Here is a 20,497-nt window from a genome sequence, read left to right as displayed (position 1 = left end):
CCTCCTCCATGAACAGCCTGTACCCGCACGCTACGTCCTCCACCCCGCGTCCCGCCTCACGGTCCGCGCTGATGCCTGAACACGCGCGCGAGTTGATCCTTGCCGACGGCCTGGCCACCGACATCGGCAGGCTGCTGGAGGGCGCCCAGGCGCCCGTGCTGCGGGTGGGGGAGGTCGCGGACCCGGTGCGCGCGATCAGCCTGGCGCTGGCGGGGGAGTCGGTCGATGTCCTGCACATCGTCGCCCACGGCCGCCGCGAAGGTTTCCGCCTCGGCGGGCACTGGGTCGACGCCGCGGCCCTGCGCGCGCAGGCGCACCTGGTGGCCGGCTGGAACGTTCGCCGCATCGCGCTGTGGTCCTGCTCGGTGGGGCAGGGCTCGGCGCTGGTGCGCACCCTGGCGCGCCTGACCGGGGCGCAGGTCTTCGCGAGCGACCGCCCGCTGGGCCGGGTGGGCGAGGAGCGGCTCTGGCGCCTGGACGGCGAAGGTGAGGGCGCGCCCCAGGTGCCGTTCGCGGCGCCGGTGCTGGCGGCCTGGGACCACCAGCTCGCCAGCTTCACCTTCAGCCAGGTCTGGCAGGTCACCAACACGGCGGACAAGGAAAGCAACAACCACACGTTCAACTACGCCACGCCGCTGTTCAGCGCGGCGGACGGCACGATCGTGGACGGCACCACCAGCCGCACCTTCACCGGCAACGACGTCTCGGCCACCCTGACCATCCCGGGCCTGGCCCAGCCGGTCTACGGCTGGATCAGCCGGCCGATCAAGGTGGGCGGCCAGGTCGTCGGCTTCTACATGTGGACCGACAGCGACTTCACCTCGCTGGCGCTGGCGCAGGCCGACGGCAACGCGGACGCCGACGGCAACACCGCGCAGAACACGGGCTACATCCTGGCGGTGCCGGGCAAGGAGAGCGCCTTCAGCTCGGGCAGCATCGGCTCCTCGTCGGACCGGGTGGACACGGCGCTGAACTCGCTGATCCCGGTCAACTCCGGGCCGGTGGCGAAGAACGATACGGCCACCCTCAACGAAGACGCGGTGAACGCCACCGGCAGCGTGCTGACCAACGACACGGACGCCAATGGCGACACGCTGGTCGTCACCGGCTTCACCTACACGGTGAACGGCACGACCAACTCCGTGACCGTGACCACCTCCACGGCCGGCTCGGCCAGCATCTCCGGCGTCGGCAGCTTCACCCTGGCCTCCAATGGCACCTGGACGTTTACCCCGGAGGCGAACTACACCGGCCCGGTGCCGGTGTTCACGTACACGGTGGCCGACCCCTGGGGCCTGACGTCCAGCGCCACGCTGTCGCTGTCCATCACGCCGGTGAACGATGCGCCCACGGTGACCGCCGCGGCCGGCGCGCCGGCCGGCAGCGCGGACCTCGTCACCACGCCGGAAGACACGCCCATCGTCCTGGCCCTGTCGGACTTCGGCACCTTCGCCGATGTCGACGGCGACGCCCTGGTCAAGCTCCAGATCACCGGCCTGCCCACCGACGGCCGCCTGCAGTACGACAGCGGCTCGGGCTTCACCAACGTCTCGGCGACGGGCCTGGAAGTGACCGCCGCGAACATCACTGCCGGCAAGCTGCGCTTCGTGCCGGACGCCAACGAGAACGGCAGCCCGTACGCGACCTTCACTTTCAAGGTGAGCGACGGCACCACCTACAGCGCCTCCTCCTACACCGTGACGGTCAACGTCACCCCGGTGAACGATGCGCCGGTTGCCAACAACGACAACACCATCTCCGGCGGCACCTATGCCGCCTTCGCCGTGGAGTCGGGCTGCCACGTCACCGGCACCGACCAGTCGGGCGCCACGCTCACGAACGCCGGCTCCAACCAGTCCGGCAACGTGCGCACGAACGACACCGACGTCGACACCGGCACCACGCTGACGGTGACCGCCGCGGCCAGCATTGCGGCCAACGATTCGAAGGCTGTCACCGCGGGAAGCACCTCGGTCTCCAACTATGCGACCGTGACGGGCCTGTATGGCTCGCTGCGCATCGGGGCGGACGGGTCCTATATCTACCTGCCCGCCAACACGAACACCACGGTCCAGAAGCTTCGCGCGGGCGACCTGCTGACCGAGACCTTCTCGTACACCGTGTCCGACGGCAGCAGCACGGCGACGGCCACCCTGACGGCCGTCATCAAGGGCTCGAACGATGCGCCGGATGCGGTGGACGATGTCGACTCCCTGCAGGAGCGGGCCCTGTCGGGCGGCAACTACGGGATGGCGACGGGCAACGTGATCACCAACGACACGGACCCGGACACTTCGCCCACCCTCACCGTGGTGTCCTCCACCGCCGCGGCGACTGGATCTTCGCAGGGCAATGCCTCGTACCAGGTCGCGGCATCGAGTTCGGTGAGCGTCGGGGACTACGTTTTCTGGGATGCGGACAACAGCGCCACCACGCGTACCCTGGGAACGGACGCGGTACTGCTGACGGTTTCCGGGCAGCCCGTCACCGTGTCCGCCAAGGACGCGAATGGCTACGTGACCCTGAACTACCCCAACGCCCTAGCTTCGAACGACCAAGGCAAGGTCTTTGCCACCACCGGGGCTTCACGGTACATCGGTTTTTCCGCGAACTCGGATGCCTCCGGCAACTACAAGACCACGGCTTATGCCGGCACCGTGAGTCCCTCTTCGACGACGGTTAACGTGTCGTCCATCACGGGTGCCATCAGCGCCGGGATGTCCGTCTCGGACGGGACCACCACCCGTCAGGTCACGGCTATCACCACGGATGGCAGCGGCCAGGTGACGGCAGTTACCCTGGACCAGGCTGTGTCCTGGAGCGGGGCATCTCTCAGCTTCACCGCGACTGCGGGCACTACCCTCACCGGCAAGTACGGCACGCTCACCTTCGCTGCCAACGGCGGCTACACGTACACCCTGACCAGCAACGCGCTGACCGACAACCAGTCGTACGTCGAGGCCTTCGCCTACACGCTGTCCGACGGCACCTGCACCGACGCCGCCATCCTGCGCATCACGGTCAACGGAACGACGAATGCCGTCCTCGCCGACGACACCGTGACGGTGGCGGAAGACTCCGGGACCTATGTCTCGGGCGCCACCAGCGTCCTCACCAACGACCTGGTGAACGGCTCGATGCCCACGGGCAGCGCTGTCGCCTCGTTCAAGTGGAACGGGCAGTCGGCCAGCGCCGGCTCTTCCCTGACCGTCTCGGGCGTTGGCGTCCTGACGATCAACGCGAACGGCTCCTTCACCTTCAACCCGGTCGACGACTACACCGGCGCGGTGCCGGTGGCCACCTATGTGCTCGCCACCTCGGGCGCCTCGGCCACCCTGTCCCTGACCATCCAGCCCGCCAACGACGCGCCGACCGTCACGGCTTCGACGGATGCTCCCGGAGGCAGCGTCGACCTGGTCACCACCCCGGAAGACACGCCCATCGTCCTGGCCCTCTCCGACTTCGGCACCTTCGCCGATGTCGATGGCGACGCGCTGGCCAAGGTCCAGGTCACGACGCTGCCGGCCGACGGCAAGCTGCAGGCCTACAACAGCGGCACCAGCAGCTGGGAAGACATCCTGGCCAACGCCGAGTTCACCGCCGCCGACATCACCGCCGGCAAGCTGCGCTTCGTGCCGGACGCCAACGAGAACGGCACCGCCTACACCACCTTCGGCTTCAAGGTGCATGACGGCACCACCTACAGCGCCTCGGCCTACACCACCACGGTCAACGTGACCCCGGTGAACGACCCGCCGGTGAATACCGTGCCGGCCACGCAGGTGCTGAACGCCACGCCCACCACGGCCTTCACCACGACGCTCGCGTTCAACAGCGGCAACGGCAACGCCATCACCGTGGCCGACGTCGAGAACAGCCTGTCCACCGTGGTCCTGAGCGTGTCCCACGGCACCCTGGCCGCCACCGCTGGCACCGGCGTCACGGTCAGCGGCTCGGGCACCGGCACGCTGACCCTGACCGGCACCGACAAGGACAACCTCAACGCCGTCCTGGCCACGCTGCAATACACCGCCAACGACCTGTTCAGCGGCAACGACCAGCTGCGGATCCAGACCCGCGATTCCGGCGGCCTCACCGACCTCGACACCGTGACCCTCACGGTCGACGCGGACAACCGGCCCCTGACGGTCACCGGCTCCACCGTCAACGAGGCCTCGCCGTACCTGATGTTCACGGTGGCGGGTGTCCAGGGGCAGTATGTCCAGCTCTCCGTCGCGGGCGTTTCCGCCACCCTCGGCCTCGACGCGCTGCCCAAGCTGCAGTACTACGCCGGCGCTGTCACCGGCTGGGTGAATTACACCGCCGGCAGCTTCTTCAAGCTGCCCTCGGCCACCACCCCGGTGCGCCTGGCGGTGCTGCAGGACAAGCTCGACGAAGGCTCGGAAACCCTCACGCTGACCGCCAGGAACCAGGCCGCGACGGCCCACAACGGCACCGGGACGATCAGGGACGACGGCCAGGGTGACATCTACCTGGAGGACGCGACCAGCCTGACGCCGTCCAACTTCACCGACCCCCTGGACGACGACCGCCCGCTCACCATCACCGACCCCAACGACGCCACCCTCAACGGCATCGTGGTGAACGAGGACTCGCCCTACGGCGTGCTCAAGGTCACCGGCGCCGCGGGCCAGAAGGTCCAGCTCAGTCTCGTCAACGGCTCCGCCGTCGATGCGGACCATGGCCTGCTCACCAACAACAGCGGCACGACCGAAGTCGAGGTCTACAACGGCGCGGGCTGGGTGAAGTACACCACCGGCGAGTGGGTCACCCTCACCGGCACCTCCCTGCTGGTGCGCGTCGCGATCAAGGACGACGCCGTCTACGAGGGCCCCGAGACCCTGGGTGTGCTGGCGACCACCACGGGCGGCCAGACTGTCAGCGGCACCATCGTCATCGTCGACGACGGTACGGGCAGCAAGTACCCGGACAACATCACCGGCGCGGTCGACAACACCGGCACGCTGGACAACGACCTCGCGGTCACCGTGACCGGCTACGGCCCGGTGAACGAAGGCTCGACCTGGGCGATGTTCAAGGTCGACGGCTCGCAGGGTGCGCCGATCCTGCTCGGTGTGGCGGGCTCGGGCACGACCCAGGCCACCACCACCGGCTTCACGATCCAGTACTCCACCAACGGCACGACCTGGAAGGCCTACAGCGCGGACGCGCCCCCGGTCGTCCCGGGCACGCTGGGCGGTGGCACCGGCACCTTCTACGTGCGGGTCAACATCACCAGCGAGGCCGATGGCTCGTATGAGGTGTCCGAGACCTTCAGCCTCACCGGCACGGTGGGTGCCGGCGCGACGCCCGCACCCGCGTCCTCCGCGGAGGTCGCGATCGTCGACGCCGGCAACGGCACCCTGTACACCGGCGATTTCAGCGGCGGCGCACCGGCGACGGACTCCTCCAGCACGAAGGACGACGACAGCAGCATCGGCGTCTCCAGCCCCACGGTGAACGAGGCCTCGCCCTACGCCGTGTTCGTGGTGAACGCGGTCGCGGGCAGCTCGCTCACGCTGACGGTGGTCGAGGGCAGCGGCGCCGGCTTCGCCGACATCGACCAGACCCAGCCGATCAAGTACTGGAACGCGGCCACCAGCCAGTGGTCCACCTACTCCTCCTCGGTGGTGGTCCCGGCCAACGGCACGCTGCTGGTGCGCATCGACATCCAGGCGGAGCAGGACTCCCCGGCGGTCAACGAGGCGAATGAAACCTTCCAGCTGCGCGTGTCCAACGGCACGGCGATCGCCTCCGGCACGGCCACCATCGTCGACGACGGCAACGGCACGATCTACCCCGCCGGCAACCCCACCAACGCGACGACGCCGCTGACCGACACCACCCCGGCCAACCTCGACGACGACCGGGCGCTGGGCGTCAACTCCATCCGGGTCAACGAAGCCTCCACGCACGCCGTCTTCGAGGTGACCGGCATCGCCGGCCAGCTGGCGAAGCTCGCCCTGGCCAACGGCACGGCCCTCGGCGGCGCCACCACGCCCACCGACGGCTCGGTGGACTATGGCACCGGCCTGGAGTACTGGCACGCCACCAACGGGTGGGTGGCCTACACCACGAACAGCTGGGCGTTGATCCCCGCGGGCAACCTGCTGTACGTCCGCACCACCCTCGTCAACGACACGGCGGCCGAGGGCGACCAGACCTTCACCCTCGCCGCGACGAACACCGGCGGCCGCGCCACCACCGGCACGGCGACCATCGACGACACGGGCGGCGGGGTCATCTACACCTTCGACCCGACCACGAACGCCCCCACCGGCACGACGACCACCGGCCTGAACACCGACGCCGCCGCGCCCCCGCCGCCCCCGCCGCCGCCCCCGCCGGCGCCGCCCCCGTTCACCGCCAACCTCGACCCCACCACCGACACCGGCGCGCTGGACAACGTGACCCGCATCACCGAGCCGCAGTTCACGCTCAACGGCGGCACCTACCTGCAGCCCGGTCGCACCGCGCGCCTGGTGGACCCGTCGGGCGCCGTGATCGGCTCGGCCACCGTCACCACCACCGAGGCCCAGTCCGGCAAGATCAACGTGCCCACCGGCCAGCTCGATGATGGCGTCTACACCTACACGGCGCAGATCCTCGACGCCCAGGGCAACGTGGTCGCCTCGGCGCCGGTCACCGTGACCATCGTCACCGACCGCGACGGCGTGGCCCCCTCGATCGAGCTGTCCGCCAACGGCGGCGACTTCAACGACGACGGCATCCTGGACTGGGAGCAGAACAACGTCGCCCAGCTGCCGGTGACTTCCTATGCGGACTTCCTGCAGGGTCGCAACGCGCCCGACGCCACCTTCGGCGCCATCCTGGCCGGCCGCCCGGACGCGTCGCAGCCCGGCGGCGTGGCGCTGGATGCCGGCGCGCAGCTGGTCGGCATCAGCCTGGCGCCGCTGCCCGCGGGCGCGCCGCTGCCCACCGGCACGCGCGCCGTCTCGGACCTGTACAAGTTCAGCGTCACCTCGGTCGCCGGCGGCCAGCTCACCGACATCGACGTGCGCCCGGGCCTGCAGACGCAGACCGTGATCGACCTGCCCGCCGGGGTCCAGGCCAACGCCTACCTGAAGTACAACGCCACGACCCGCACCTGGAAGGACTTCACCAACCCCGCCGCGCAGTTCGGCCTCGTCGATGGCGCGGCCCTGCTCGACACGAACGGCGACGGCCGCATCGACCGCATCGTGCTGACCCTCACCGACGGCGGCCCCGGTGACGAGGACGGCGTGGTCAACGGCACCATCGTCGACCCCGGCCTGCTGGCCCTGACCGGCCCCCTCATCACCGGCCCCTCCGGCGGCCCTGGCGCGGCCGCCAGCGAGAAGACCGTGCCCGAGGGCACGGTGCCGGTCACCCGCTTCACCGCCAACGAGCCGGTGACCTGGAAGGTGAGCGGCGGCAGCGAGGCCGGCCAGTTCAGCATCGCCCCGGACGGCCAGCTGGTCTTCAAGGCCGCTCCCGACTACGAGGCACCGCTCGACGCGGACCACAACAACAGCTACCTGCTGCAGGTCGAGGCGACCAACGCCGCCGGCGCGAAGAGCGTGCAGTCGGTGACGGTCTTCGTCACCGACCGGGGTGTCCCCATCTATTACGCCGCCACCGGCACCGTGGGCGACCGGACCCTGTCCGCCACGCCCGCCGGTTCCGCCGACGACCGGCCCCTGCCCAACGCGCCGACCAGTGCCACGCTCGCGGCCCAGGTGCAGTTCTACGCCGCCGACCCCGGCACCCCGGGCACGGTGCCGCTCAAGGCCTGGCAGAACGTGCTCACGGGCGACTGGTTCTACGGCCGTGCCGACGTGGCGCCGCCCTATGCCTGCTACGTGGAGCGTCCCGAGGTGGTCCTGGGCAACGTCCTGCCCGCGGGCCAGGGTGTCTTCGACGTCCACACCTACCTGAACGGCGCGGGCGTGACCCAGGTCATGGGCCAGGCCGCCGCCGAGAAGCTCGGGCTGCTGGCCCAGGGCTACGTGGACCTGGGCGCGGCCTACCTGTTCGCTTCCGCCGACAATGTCACCCTTGTCGGCGTGGCATCCTGATCACGCCGTCCGCCAAACCACCCGAATCGAGATCGACATGAAAGCAACGGGCAAATCAATGGGCCTCTGGACTCGCGCCGGCATCGCGCTGGCGCTGGCTGCGGTGACGGGCGCCGCGTTCGCGGCCGCCCCCAGGCTCGGGCCGCAGGAGAAGGCCGAGCGTGAGCGCCAGGAGACCTTCTGGTACGGCCAGGCCCAGGTGGGCCAGGGCCGCAGCGGCAGCCAGGACGTGGACCTCGCCCTCGGCGCCGGCGTCAACCTGAGCGGCCAGGCCAGCCTCGGCGCCGGCACGGTGTACTCGCTGGCCGTGGGCCGCCAGTGGCTCGGCGGCGAGCGCGACGACGACGAGCGCACGCCCTGGCGCCTCGAGGGCGAATTCTGGTCGGGCTCGGCCAAGCGCGAGCAGGTCTCCCTGGGCGCGCTGACCGTGCGCCCCGGTGACACGGTGCGCGCCTCGGCCCTGTTCCTGAACGGCGCGGGCCGCGTCTGGGAATCCGAGGAGCGGGGCAAGCGCCGCTTCACGCCCCTGTGGCGCGCCTGGCTCGGGGCGGGCGTGGGCTTCGCCCGCGTCACCGTCCCCGACGCCAGCGCGCTCGCGCCCTGCAACTGCCTGGCCAGCGCCAGCGGCTCCGGCGTCGCCTTCCAGGTGAAGCTGCAGGCCGAGCGGCAGCTGTCGGAGAGCGCGCAGCTGGTGCTGCAGGCCGGCCGCGTCTGGCTGCCCGACGCCACCACCGGCGGCGGCCTGCCGAAGACGACCTGGGGCGCCCGCTCGGTCGATCAGCTCCTCGTCGGCGTGCGCTTCGCCTTCGACTGAGCCCGCGCCGGGGCGTCGATCCCCGGCATCTGCGCCTCCAGCCAGTCGCACAGCGCCGCCACCGGCGGCAGGCCGGCCTTGCGCCGCGGGATGAAGGCCTTGAACCAGGCCTCCTGCGGCGGGTAGGCCGGCAGCAGCGGCCGCAGCTCGCCGCGCGCCAGCGCCTCGCCGGCGATGTAGCGCGGGAGCATGGCGATGCCCAGGCCCAGCAGGGCCGCACTCAGCACCGCGCGGTTGTCGTCCACCAGCAGGCGGGCCGGCACGTCCACATGCAGCGCGCCCCGGGTGGACTGGAAGACCCAGTTGCGCCCCAGCGGCTCGAACACCAGGCACGCATGCCTTGCCAGGTCCGCCGGATGCTCCAGCGCCGGCGCCTCGCGCAGGTAGGCCGGGGCGGCGCACAGCGCGTAGTGGATCGGCGCCAGCGGGCGCTGCACCACGCCCTCGTAGCTGGCGAGCCGGCCGCTGACGATCAGGTCGAAGCCGTCCTCCAGCGGGTTGGTGGAGCGGTTGCCCAGCACCACCTCCATCGTGATCCCCGGGTGCTGCTGCAGGAAGCGCGCGAACAGCGGCCCCAGGTGCAGGGTGGTCAGGGTGGCCGGCGCCATCACCCGCAGGTGGCCGTGCGGCGCCTCCTGCCCGTCCCGGGCCGCGACCTCCAGCGCCAGTTCCTCCATGCCCGCGAGCAGGGCGGCGGCCCGCGCCCGCAGGCGCTCGCCGGCCGCCGTCACCTGCACCCTGCGCGTGGTGCGCTCGAACAGCCGCACCCCCAGCGCCGCCTCCAGCTGCGCGATGCGCTTGGCCACCACCGAGGGCACCACGTGCAGCTGCCGCGCCGCCTGCACGAAGCTGCCCGCCTGCAGCACGGCGAGGAAGGCGCGCAGCGGCTTGAGGTCGTCGATTGATTCCATGGCGCGATCAAATTAAACGAAATTGAGCGGCACTCATTCTCCTGCATTGACGTAAATTGCCTCGCACCCACCCTTGGAGACACGCCCGCGATGCAAGACACGCCCACCCGCCCGGCCGCCGCCGCGGCCCCCCGGCCCGGCCTGCAGATGGCCGACCACCTGACCCCCCTGGTCCGCAACTGCTGGTACGTGGCCGCCCGCTCCGACGAGGTGGGCCGCACGCTGCTGGAGCGCACCCTGCTCGGGACCACCGTGGTCCTCTATCGCCGCGAGGACGGCACGCCGGTGGTCCTGAACAACCGCTGCGCGCACCGCTCCTTCCCGCTGTCCCGGAGTCGCCTGGTGGGCGACAACATCGTCTGCGGCTACCACGGCATGTCGTATGCGCCCTCGGGCCAGTGCGAGGGCATGCCCTCGCTGCCCAATTGCCCCAGCCACGCGCGGGTGGCCAGCTACCCCGCGGTGGAGCGCTTCCCGCTGGTGTGGGTGTGGATGGGGGACCCGGCCCTGGCCGACCCCGCGAAGATCCCCGACACCTCCTGGCTGGCCGACCCGGCCTGGGCCACCGTGCAGGGGCAGTTCCGCATCCAGTCGAACTACGTGGCCATGCACGAGAACCTCCTTGACCAGACGCACTTCGGCATCCTCCACCCCGGCGCGGTGGGCACGCCGGAGTACGCGCGCTCCACGCTGGACTTCCGCGCCGAGGGCGACCGCGTCTTCATCCTGCGCACGCTGCACGACTCGCCCCCGCCCGGCATCTACGACACGCCGATGAAGCTCGGGGGCAAGCGGGTGGACCGCTACTCGGACAGCCGCTTCGAGTCGCCGGCCGGCCACATCGCCCATGCCCGCATCGTCGACCCGTCGCCCGCGCCGGGGCGGCCCGCCGAGTTCCGCGTGAACATCACGCACCTGTTCACGCCGGAGCGCCGGAACAGCATCCACTACTGGTGGTTCAACAGCCGCGACTTCGACCTCGACGACGCCCACGCCAGCGACTTCCTGCGCGAGCAGTCCCAGACCGCCTATGCGCAGGACGAGGAGGCCCTGAACTGGATCCAGCAGACCTACGACGACCTCGGCCACGCGCCGCCCGAGCTGAGTTTCGGCCCGGACCGCCCGGGCCTGGCGATGCGCAAGATCCTGCTGCGGCTGGCGCAGCTCGAGGCCTGAACACCCGGCACCGCCCGCGACCCCCACGACAACAACGACACGGAGACACCCATGACCCCTTCCCTCAGCAAGCGGCAACTGCTGCAATCCGCCCTGGCCGCCGGCCTGGGCGCTTCCCTGCCGGCCTGGGCCCAGGCCGACGACACGCTGCGCATCGGCATGCTCGCGCCCATGACCGGCCCCTTCGCCTCCACGGGCAAGCAGATGGAGGCGGCGGTCAGGCTGTACATGGCGCAGAACGGCAGCAAGGTCGGCAACAAGAAGATCGAGCTGATCCTGCGTGACGACGGCGGCACGCCGGACAACACCAAGCGCCTCGCGCAGGAGCTGCTGGTGAACCAGAAGGTGCATGTGCTCGCCGGCTTCGGCCTGACCCCGCTGGCCCTGGTGACCGCGCCCCTGGCCACGCAGGCCAAGGTGCCGATGGTGAACATGCTGGCCGCCACCTCCTCGGTGATCGACGCCTCGCCGTACATGGTGCGCACCTCGATGACCCTGCCCCAGATCACCCTGGGCATCGCCGACTGGGCGCCGAAGAACGGCATCCAGAAGGCCGTGACCCTGGTGGCCGACTACGGCCCCGGCCACGACGCCGAGCGCACCTTCCGCGACCGCTTCTCGTTCAACGGCGGGCGCGTGCTGGAGTCGATCCGCGTGCCCCTGCGCAACCCGGACTTCGCGCCCTTCCTGCAGCGGGTGCGCGACCTCTCGCCCGACGCCGTCTTCGTCTTCGTGCCCTCGGGCGTGGGCACCCAGGTGATGAAGCAGTTCGCCGACCGCGGCCTGTCCAAGGCGGGCATCCGCATCATCGGCACCGGCGAGGTGGTGGACGACGACCTGGTCAACGAGATGGGCGACGTCGCCCTGGGCGTGGTCACCTCCTACCCGTACTCCACGGCCCACCCCTCGGCGAAGAACAAGAAGTTCGTCGCTGACTTCCGCAAGCTCAATAACAACCTGCGTCCCAACGCGGTGGCCGTGTTCGCCTACGACGGCATGCACGTGATCTACGAGGCCCTGCGCAAGACCGGCGGCAAGACCGATGGCGACGCGCTGCTGGCCGCGATGAAGGGCCAGATCTTCGAGAGCCCGCGCGGCCAGATCTACATCGACGCCAATACGCGCGACATCGTCCAGAGCATCTACATCCGCAAGGTGGAGCGCCAGGACGGCGAGCTTTACAGCATCGAGTTCCAGGAGCAGAAGGACGTGCGCGACCCGCGCACGCGCTGAGGACCCGGCGCCGCAGGGGACTTCAGTCGACCTTGATCTGCGCCGCCTTCAGCAGCTTGCCCCATTCCTGCAGGTCCTCGCGGATCTGCGCGGCGAACTGCTCGGGGGTGTTGGCGATCGGCTCCATCGCGTCGGCCGCGATGCGGGCCTGGAAGTCGGGGCGGCGCACGATGGAAGCGACGTCGTCGCGGATCTTGCGCACCAGCTCCGGCGGCATGCCGGCCGGGCCCATGAGCCCGTACCAGGCCTCCACGCGGAACCCGGGCAGCGCCTCCGCGATCGCCGGCACCTCGGGCAGGGCGCGCGAGCGCTTCGCGCTGGTCACGCCCAGGGCCTTGAGCTTGCCGCCCTTGGTGATCTGGGCCGCCGCGCTGATACCGCCGAAGATCAGCGGCACATGGCCCGCCATCACGTCGTTCACGCCCTGGCCGAAGCCCTTGTAGGGCACGTGCGCGATGTCCACGCCGGCCTGGTGCTTGACCAGCTCCATCGACAGGTGCTGCTGCCCGCCCGCGCCGGAGGAGGCATAGCTGATCTTGCCGGGCTGCTGCCGGGCCAGTGCGATCAGGCCCTTCACGTCGTTCGCCGGGAAGGCCGGGTGCGCCATCAGCACGAAGGGGCCCGAGGCCACGTTGACGATGGGCGTGAGGTCCTTCTGCGAGTTGTAGGGGATGCCCGCCATCAGGTTCGGCACGATGGTGATCGGCGCGTCCGAGGCGAAGGTGAGGGTGTAGCCGTCCGGGGCGGCCTTGGCCACGAAGTCGGTGCCGATGGTGCCGCTGGCGCCGGTCTTGTTCTCCACCACCACCGACTGCTTCCACAGCGCGGTCAGCTCCTGGGCGATCAGGCGGCCGTAGATGTCGGGCGTGCCGCCGGGCGGGAAGGTGACGATCAGCTTGACCGGCTTGTTCGGGTAGCCGGCCACCTGCGCCGCGGCGGGAAGGGCGGCAAAGGCCAGGGCGAGCGGGAGGGCGAGGGCGAGCCGGCGCAGGCGGCGGGGCAGGGTGGGCGTCATGGTGGCGGGAGGGTCGTGAGGCGCGCGTGGCGCGGTTGCATGCACCCGCCAATCTAAACGCGGGGCCCGTGCCTGCGTACCCGGGCAAGCCCGCAGGCCCTAGGGCTCCAGCGCCTCGCCCGCCGGGCCTGCCAGCGGGATCCCGCAGTGCCGGCAGAACCGGTCGGTCGCCGCGAGGTCCCCGCCGCCGCAGTGGGTGCAGCGCAGCCCAACGCGCAGGCCGGCCGCGCCCGGCGTGCCCGGGCCGCCGGCGCGCTGCACCATCGCGGCGGTCACGATGCCGGTGGGCACCGCCAGCACGCCCCATCCCATGAGCATCATCACCGAGGCGATCGCGCGGCCCAGGTCGCTCTTGGGCGTGATGTCGCCGAAGCCGACGGTGGTCATCGTGGTGATGGCCCAATACACCCCGGTGGGGATGCTGGTGAAGCCGTTGCCCGGCCCCTCCACCACGTACATCACCGTGCCCATGACCAGCACCACCGCCGAGACCGTGGCCAGGAAGACCAGGATCTTGCGGCGGCTGGCGGCCAGCGCCACGCCCAGGTAGCGGAACTCCACCAGGTACGAGGTGAGCTTCAGCACCCGGAAGATCCGCAGCATGCGCAGGATGCGCACGTCCAGCAGCGCGTGCAGCTCGGGGAAGAACAGCGCCAGGTAGCTCGGGAGCACCGAGACCAGGTCCACCAGGCCGAAGAAGCTGGTGGCGTAGCGCAGGCGGGCCGGGGCGCAGTACAGGCGCGCCGCGTATTCCAGCGAGAACACCACGGTGAAGAACCACTCGGCGATGGAGAAGGCCTGCGCGTGCGGCGCGGAGATCGGCTCGATGCTGTCCAGGACGACCACCAATACCGACGCCACGATCATCGCCATCAGCACGAGGTCGAAGGCGCGGCCCGCGGGCGTGTCGGAGCCGAAGATCACCCGCTGCATCCGCAGGCGGGTGGAGGAGGAGATGGTCGGGGAGGAGGTCACACGGCCAGTGTGCCAGCTTGCGCTGCGGCCTGGCCAGCGCCGCGCGCGGTTGCCAGCGCGCTGACCCCGAACTGACGTGCGAGGAGTGCCTTCGTATTGCAGATGCCGCCCGCGCACAACTCTTGTGGGATTGTGCGTTGACATCATGGGAACGTACGATCGTCGTCAGAGGAAGAACCATCATGAGCCAACCGGGGATCCTGGTCGTCGACGACCATCCCGTGTACCGCGACGCGCTCAGCGAGAAGCTGCGTACCCAATTCGAACCGTCCGGCCTTCGCGTGGCCGCGGCTGCCAGCGCGGGCGAGGGCCTGGAGATCGTGGAGGCTTCGCCCGCGGGCGTGCGCTGGACGGTGATCCTGGACATCCTCATGCCCGGCCTGAGCGGGCTGGCGGGCATCCGGGCCTTCAAGGCGGCGCAGCGCGTGGAGCACGTGGTCGCGATCTCCGGGCTGGAGGAGAAGGTCTGGGAGGCGCGCACCCTGGCCGCGGGTGCCAGCCTGTTCATCTCCAAGAACAGCACCAGCGACGCCATCGGCCGCCGGCTCACCGAGCTGCTGCGCCTGCACGCCTTGCCGCAGGAAGCCGCACCCGCGCCCGAGCGGTTCCGCCTGACCAGCCGCCAGATGGAGGTGCTGGCCCTGATCGGCCGCGGCCACCCGAACAAGATCATCGCCGGCCAGCTCCAGATCAGCGAGCAGACGGTGAAGATCCACGTGAATCAGATCTTCAAGGAGCTTCGGGTCTTCAACCGCACGCAGGCCGTGCTCAAGGCCCAGGAACACCAGCTGATCTGAGCCCGCCACGGCGCCCGAGTCCCCGTCCCCCGCCTTGCCCATGCCCCCCCCGCCGCCGCCGGACACCGGCCACGAGGCGCAGTACATCGCGCGCGAGACCTCGTCGTACCTCGCCAGCGCGGTGCGTTCGACGACGGTGGCCAACTTCGTCGCACCGCTGCTCACCGTGCCCCTGTTCTGGGACGAGGCCGACCCGGTGCGCTTCGGCCTGTGGCTGGTGTACATGATCGCCGCCGGCATCGCCCGCTACGTGCTGGCGCGCCAGCTCGAGACCGACCCGGCGCGCATCGACGACCCGGTGGCCAGCATGCGCACCACCACCTGGTGCGTGGGCCTCATCGGCGTGGGCTGGGGCCTGGGCTGGATCATCCTGACCCCGGACCTGGGCATGGTGAACCGGCTGATGTACATGTACGTCACCACCGGCGCGATGTTCTCCAGCATGTTCGGCTACGGCGTGCACCGGCCGACCTTCCTGGCGATGTGCCTGCCGATCTTCCTGCCTGCCATCGCCGCCGCCTTCTGGCCGCATAACGGCTTCCCCTGGCCGTTCTCGGTGGGGGTGGCCACCCTGTTCATCTCGGTGCTGGGCATCTCGAAACGGTTCGCCCGTACCTACCAGGACTCGCTCAGGCAGCGCCTGCGCAACGAGTCCCTGTACCAGGAGCTGGTGGCCGAGCGCGATGCCTCGGTGTCGGCCAACGTGGCCAAGTCGCGCTTCATCGCCTCGGCCAGCCACGACCTGCGCCAGCCGATGCATGCGGTCAACTTCTACCTCGAGTCGCTGGACCTCGCCCGCTTGCCCGAGGCCGCCCGCGTCGTCCTCGGCAAGATCCGCAGCAGCGTCAGCAACCTGAACCAGATGTTCGAGTCGCTGCTGGACGTGAGCAAGCTCGACGCCTTCACCTTCACCGCGAAGGACGAGCCGTTCCGCCTGCGCGCCCTGGCTGGCGCGCTGGAGCAGGTGGGCGCCCCGCTCGCCGACGACCAGGGCATCCGGTTCCTGGTGGAATGCCCCGAGGCCTGGGCGGTGGGCGACGAGAAGCTGCTGCGCCAACTGCTCCTCAACTTGATCACCAACGGCATCTACTACACCGCGTTCGGCCGGGTCGAGGTGCGCTTCCTCTCCAAGGACGACCGCCTGGTGGTCGAGGTGCAAGACACCGGCTGCGGCATCAGCGCGGAGGACCAGGCGCATATCTTCACCGAGTTCTACCGCGTGAGCGGGACGCGCAGCCGTCACGACGGGCTGGGGCTGGGCCTGTCCATCGTCAAGCGCCTGTGCGATCTGCTGAACGCGCGCATCGAGCTCGAGTCGCGCGTGGGCGAGGGCTCGCTGTTCCGCGTGATCACGGCGATGCCGGTCTCGGTGCAGCGTCCCGAGCTGCCGCCCGCAGCCGGGGAGGCGGCCCCGGGCGCCCGCGTCACGCTCGAGGGCAAGACCATCGCCGTCATCGAGGACGACGCCAACATCGCCGAGGCCTACCGCCAGACCCTGTCGCAGCGCGGCGCCCGGGTGCTGCTGCTGCCCGAGGACCCGAAGCGCATGCAGGCGGCACTGGCCGAGGTCGACTCGATCGACTTCATCCTCAGCGACTTCCGCCTCACCGATGGCACGGGCGAAGCCGCGATCCAGATGCTGCGGGAGAACTTCAACCGAGACATCCCCGCCATCATCGTGACGGCCGACACCTCGCCCGCGCACATCGCCCACTTCCGTGAGCTGCACGTGCCGGTGCTGCACAAGCCGATCTCGTTCCAGCGCGTGATGGACGCCATCGAGCAGGTGCTCGGCGCGCCGCCGGCGCGCTGAGGTTCGCCGGCCTGCCGGATTCATTCACAGCTTCTCAGTCGTCCAGCGACGCGGACCAGCGATCGTCCCAGCCGCGTTGCGCCTCGTCGAGGTCGCGGCGCTCGCGTTTGGTGGGCCGGCCATGCTCGATCGCCAGGGCCGGCTCGCGCGCGAATCGGCGCTGCTCGGCGGCCTGCTCGCGCGCGGCGATGCTCTCGGCTGTCTCCTCGTACAGCTGCTGCGCCACCGGCGCCGGCCCGCGCACCGAGGAGATGCCGCGCACCACGACCACGCGGGTCACGGCCTCGCGCCGCACCGACACCGTGTCGCCGGGCTTGACCTCGCGCGCTGGCTTGGCCACCTGGCCGTTGACCTCGACCCGGCCGCGGCCGATCTCCTCCACGGCCAGGGCCCGGGTCTTGTAGAAGCGTGCGGCCCACAGCCACTTGTCGATGCGAAGGCGGTCCATGCGTGCAGGTTGGTCTCAGGCCCCATTGTCCGCTGCCTTGTCCGCGGCGGGCGCGAGCGGCAGGCGGGCCGAGGCGTCCAGCCCGTGGACCCGGCCGTGGGCTTCGCGGTTGTCCAGCGCGATGCTGCCGCCGAGCGCGCGCACGATCTCCTGGCAGATCGCCAGCCCCAGGCCCGAGCCGGAGCCGGCCTGGCCCGGGGAGAAAGGCTGGAACAGGCGCTCGCGCAGCTCGGGCGCGATGCCCGGGCCGTCGTCGGCGATGGCCAGGGCGCACCATCGCCCGTCGGCCACCACCCGCACCGCCAGCCGGCCGCCCGGGGGGCTGTGGCGGATCGCGTTGTGCAGGAGGTTGCGGGCCAGCTCGCGCAGCATCCACTCGTGGGCCAGGACCGGGGCGGGCCGGGTGGACAGCTCGAAGTCCAGGTCCTTCTCGGCCACCAGCGGCGACAGCTCCAGCGCCACGCTGCGCACCGCCTCGCCCAGGTCCACCGGCGCGGCCGGGGCCTGGTGCCGCAGCTGTTCGACCTTGGCCAGCGACAGCATCTGGTTGGCCAGGGCGGTGGCCCGGTCCACCGTCTGGTGGATCGCGGCCAGGGCCTGCAGTGGGGGCTCGTCGCCACGCAGGGCCGACTGGGCCTGGACCTTCAGCACCGCCAGGGGGGTGCGCAGCTGGTGCGCGGCGTCGCGCACGAAGCGCTTCTGGTGCTCCAGCAGGTGGGCCAGCCGGCGCATTACCGCGTTGGTGGCCTCCAGCAGCGGCCGCAGCTCGCGCGGCGCGCCTTCCACCTGCAGGGGCGTGAGGTCGTCCTCGGGCCGCTGCTGCAGCTGCGAGGACAGCAGCCGCACCGGGCGGGTGGCGCGCTGCACCGCCACCACCACCACCGCGGCGATCACCGCCAGCACCAGCGCCTGGCGCCACAGCGTGTCCACCAGGATCTGCCGGGCCAGCGCCTGGCGCAACTCCAGGGTTTCGGCCACCTGCACCACCGCCATGCCGCGCCCCTGCGGGCCGGCCACCGGCTGCAGCAGCACCGCCACGCGCACGGCGTCGCTGCGGAAGCGGTCGTCGTAGAAGTCGACGAGGGCGGCGTAGGGCGGGCGCACCGGCAGCTCGCCGCGCCAGAACGGCAGGTCGCCGTAGCCGGAGACCAGCTCGCCCTGCAGGTTGGAGACGCGGTAGAAGATCTGGCTCTGGTTGTCCGCCTCGAAGGCCTCGAGCGCGGAGTAGGGCACCCGCGCATGCAGCCGGGCGTCGCGGTCGTAGCCGGTCACGTCCAGCTGCTCGCCGATCACCTTGGCCGAGGCCAGCAGCGTGCGGTCGTAGGCGGTGTTGGCGGCGGCCAGGGCGCGCTGGTACAGCATCGCGCCGGAAACGGCCAGGAGGACCACCACCGGCACGAGGATGCCGACCAGCAGCTGGCGGCGCAGGGAGGCGGGGTGTCCGATCGCCACGGGTGACACGGGTGCCGCGGCCGCTCAGGCCGCCTTGAGCAGGTAGCCCAGCCCGCGCAGGGTCATGAGGTTCACGCCGGTGGGGGCGAGCTTCTTGCGCAGGCGGTAGACCACCACCTCCACCGCCTCGTACTGCACGTCGGTGGCGCCGGGGAACACCAGCTCGAACAGCCGCTCCTTCGCCACTGCGTGGCCGGGGCGCGCCACCAGGGCCTGCAGCAGGGCGGCCTCGCGCGGGGTCAGCTCGAGGACCTGGCCGGCGTGGTAGAAGGCGCCGCTGTCCTTGTCGAAGGCCAGCCCGCCGACCTCGATGCGCGAGGCCGGCGCCGCCGCGGCCGGCTCGGCGCGGCGGCGGGCGAGGGCGCGCAGGCGGGCCTCGAGCTCGTCGAGGTCGAAGGGCTTGGGCAGGTAGTCGTCGGCGCCGGCGTTCAGCCCCAGCACCCGGTCGCCCACCGTGCCTCGCGCAGTCAGGATCAACACCGGCGTGGCCAGGCCGGCGGCGCGGGCACGCTCCAGCACCTGCAGGCCGTCCAGCCCCGGCAGGCTCAGGTCCAGCACCACGACATCCGGCGGCGCGGCCTGCCAGCGCGCCAGCGCACCGGGGCCGTCGCCGCAGGTGGCGACCTGCAGGCCGCGCCGCGAGAGGGCGCGCTCCAGGGTGTCGCGCAGGGTGGGGTCGTCTTCGACGAGCAGGAGTTTCATGGGGCCGAGGGCCCGAGGTTAGCGCCCCGGGGCTGCGTAGTTTCCCTGATGCCCGCGACAGCCGATTGACAGCGGGGCCTTCCACGATCGCGGGGTAGTCAATCCACTGGAGACATCCATGCGTCGAGACACCTTCCTCAAGTCCCTGGCCGCCCTGGCCGCCACCGGCGCGCTGCCGCTGTCCGCCAGCGCCGCCCCCAGCGTCAAGATGATGATCCCCGCCAACCCCGGCGGCGGCTGGGACACCACCGGCCGCGCCCTGGGCAAGGCCCTGATCGAGGCCAAGGCCGCCGACAACGTGACCTTCGACAACAAGGGCGGCGCCGCCGGCGCGCTGGGCCTGGCCCAGTTCGTCAACGCCAGCAAGGGCGACCCGAACGCGCTGATGGTCATGGGCGCGGTGATGCTGGGCGGCATCATCACCGGCAAGCCGCCGGTGAACCTGTCGCAGGCCACCCCCATCGCCCGCCTGACCAGCGAATACAACGTGTTCGTGCTGCCCGCCAACTCGCCCTTCAAGTCCATGGCCGACGTGGTCGCCCAGCTGAAGAAGGATCCCGGCAGCGTGAAGTGGGGCGGCGGCTCGCGCGGCTCCACCGAGCACATCGCGGCGGCCATGATCGCCCGCGCCGTGGGCGTGGACCCGGCCAAGATCAACTACGTCGCCTTCCGCGGGGGCGGCGAGGCCACCGCCGCCATCCTGGGCGGCAACGTCACCGTCGGCGGCTCGGGCTACTCGGAGTTCGCCGAGTACATCACCGCCGGCAAGATGAAGACCATCGGCGTGACCTCGGCCGCCCGCCTCAAGGGCATCGACGTGCCCACGCTCAAGGAGCAGGGCATCGACGTCGTGATCGGCAACTGGCGCGGCGTCTACGGCGCCCCGGGCATCACCGACGCCCAGCGCAAGGCGCTGACCGACATGGTGCTGGCGGCCCTCAAGACCAAGTCCTGGCAGGAAGCCCTGGACAAGAACGGCTGGACCCCCGCGGTCCTGTCCGGCGCGGCCTTCGACAAGTTCGTCGACGACGAGTTCGCCAGCCTGCGCGCCACCATGGTCAAGTCCGGGATGATCTGACC

13 protein-coding genes are annotated in these 20,497 nt (G+C 70.7%); 7 read left to right on the top strand and 6 right to left on the bottom strand.

What is annotated here, in order from left to right; genetic code table 11:
• Positions 1–8: 8 nt before the first annotated feature.
• Both ACT80S_RS01250 and ACT80S_RS01245 read left to right on the top strand, forming a co-directional pair.
• On the top strand, positions 9–8,081 hold the full coding sequence (locus tag ACT80S_RS01250; protein WP_377411650.1) for a tandem-95 repeat protein: 8,073 nt from the start codon (positions 9–11) through the stop codon (positions 8,079–8,081).
• Between the two features lie 37 nt (positions 8,082–8,118).
• The gene (locus tag ACT80S_RS01245; protein ID WP_377411648.1) at positions 8,119–8,895 is read left to right on the top strand and encodes a hypothetical protein; all 777 of its coding nucleotides are present in this window, start codon (positions 8,119–8,121) and stop codon (positions 8,893–8,895) included.
• Here ACT80S_RS01245 and ACT80S_RS01240 read toward each other — a convergent pair.
• Entirely contained in the window at positions 8,859–9,806 is a 948-nt protein-coding gene (locus ACT80S_RS01240; protein ID WP_377411646.1) for a LysR family transcriptional regulator, read from the bottom strand. The genes ACT80S_RS01245 and ACT80S_RS01240 overlap by 37 nt on opposite strands.
• Before the next feature lie 90 nt (positions 9,807–9,896).
• Here ACT80S_RS01240 and ACT80S_RS01235 point away from each other — a divergent pair, with 90 nt between their 5' ends.
• The gene (locus tag ACT80S_RS01235) at positions 9,897–10,982 is read left to right on the top strand and encodes a Rieske 2Fe-2S domain-containing protein (protein ID WP_377411644.1); all 1,086 of its coding nucleotides are present in this window, start codon (positions 9,897–9,899) and stop codon (positions 10,980–10,982) included.
• Between the two features lie 51 nt (positions 10,983–11,033).
• Complete coding sequence (locus ACT80S_RS01230) at positions 11,034–12,215, top strand: ABC transporter substrate-binding protein (protein ID WP_377411642.1); 1,182 nt, start codon at positions 11,034–11,036, stop codon at positions 12,213–12,215.
• A 22-nt stretch (positions 12,216–12,237) separates the two neighbouring features.
• Here ACT80S_RS01230 and ACT80S_RS01225 read toward each other — a convergent pair whose 3' ends face one another.
• Both ACT80S_RS01225 and ACT80S_RS01220 read right to left on the bottom strand, forming a co-directional pair.
• Entirely contained in the window at positions 12,238–13,230 is a 993-nt protein-coding gene (locus tag ACT80S_RS01225; RefSeq protein ID WP_377411640.1) for a tripartite tricarboxylate transporter substrate binding protein, read from the bottom strand.
• Between the two features lie 99 nt (positions 13,231–13,329).
• The gene (locus tag ACT80S_RS01220) at positions 13,330–14,205 is read right to left on the bottom strand and encodes an ion transporter (RefSeq protein ID WP_377411638.1); all 876 of its coding nucleotides are present in this window, start codon (positions 14,203–14,205) and stop codon (positions 13,330–13,332) included.
• 182 nt (positions 14,206–14,387) lie between these two features.
• Here ACT80S_RS01220 and ACT80S_RS01215 point away from each other — a divergent pair, with 182 nt between their 5' ends.
• Together ACT80S_RS01215 and ACT80S_RS01210 are read left to right on the top strand one after the other, a co-directional pair.
• The gene (locus ACT80S_RS01215) at positions 14,388–15,002 is read left to right on the top strand and encodes a LuxR C-terminal-related transcriptional regulator (protein ID WP_377411636.1); all 615 of its coding nucleotides are present in this window, start codon (positions 14,388–14,390) and stop codon (positions 15,000–15,002) included.
• Positions 15,003–15,042: 40 nt separating this feature from the next.
• Positions 15,043–16,815 carry an ATP-binding response regulator gene (locus tag ACT80S_RS01210; RefSeq protein ID WP_377411634.1) on the top strand — a complete coding sequence of 591 codons (1,773 nt, stop codon included), beginning with the start codon at positions 15,043–15,045 and terminating at the stop codon, positions 16,813–16,815.
• Between the two features lie 34 nt (positions 16,816–16,849).
• Here the strand turns inward: ACT80S_RS01210 and ACT80S_RS01205 are convergent, their stop codons facing one another.
• From ACT80S_RS01205 to ACT80S_RS01195, 3 genes are read right to left on the bottom strand one after another with little or no spacing between them, the layout of a single operon-like run.
• Entirely contained in the window at positions 16,850–17,263 is a 414-nt protein-coding gene (locus tag ACT80S_RS01205; RefSeq protein ID WP_377411632.1) for an RNA-binding S4 domain-containing protein, read from the bottom strand.
• A 15-nt stretch (positions 17,264–17,278) separates the two neighbouring features.
• Positions 17,279–18,709, bottom strand: coding sequence for a sensor histidine kinase (locus ACT80S_RS01200; protein WP_377412598.1), 1,431 nt, complete (start codon positions 18,707–18,709; stop codon positions 17,279–17,281).
• A 30-nt stretch (positions 18,710–18,739) separates the two neighbouring features.
• Positions 18,740–19,417, bottom strand: a complete 678-nt coding sequence (locus ACT80S_RS01195) for a response regulator transcription factor (RefSeq protein WP_377411630.1) — start codon at positions 19,415–19,417, stop codon at positions 18,740–18,742.
• A gap of 118 nt (positions 19,418–19,535) precedes the next feature.
• Here ACT80S_RS01195 and ACT80S_RS01190 point away from each other — a divergent pair, with 118 nt between their 5' ends.
• A complete protein-coding gene (locus ACT80S_RS01190) occupies positions 19,536–20,495 on the top strand; it encodes a Bug family tripartite tricarboxylate transporter substrate binding protein (RefSeq protein WP_377411628.1) in 960 nt (319 codons plus the stop codon).
• Positions 20,496–20,497: the final 2 nt, after the last annotated feature.

The organism is Ramlibacter sp. MAHUQ-53, assembly GCF_052600055.1.
Note: the sequence above shows the minus strand (reverse complement) of the source record. Positions and strands in the feature narration are given on the sequence as shown.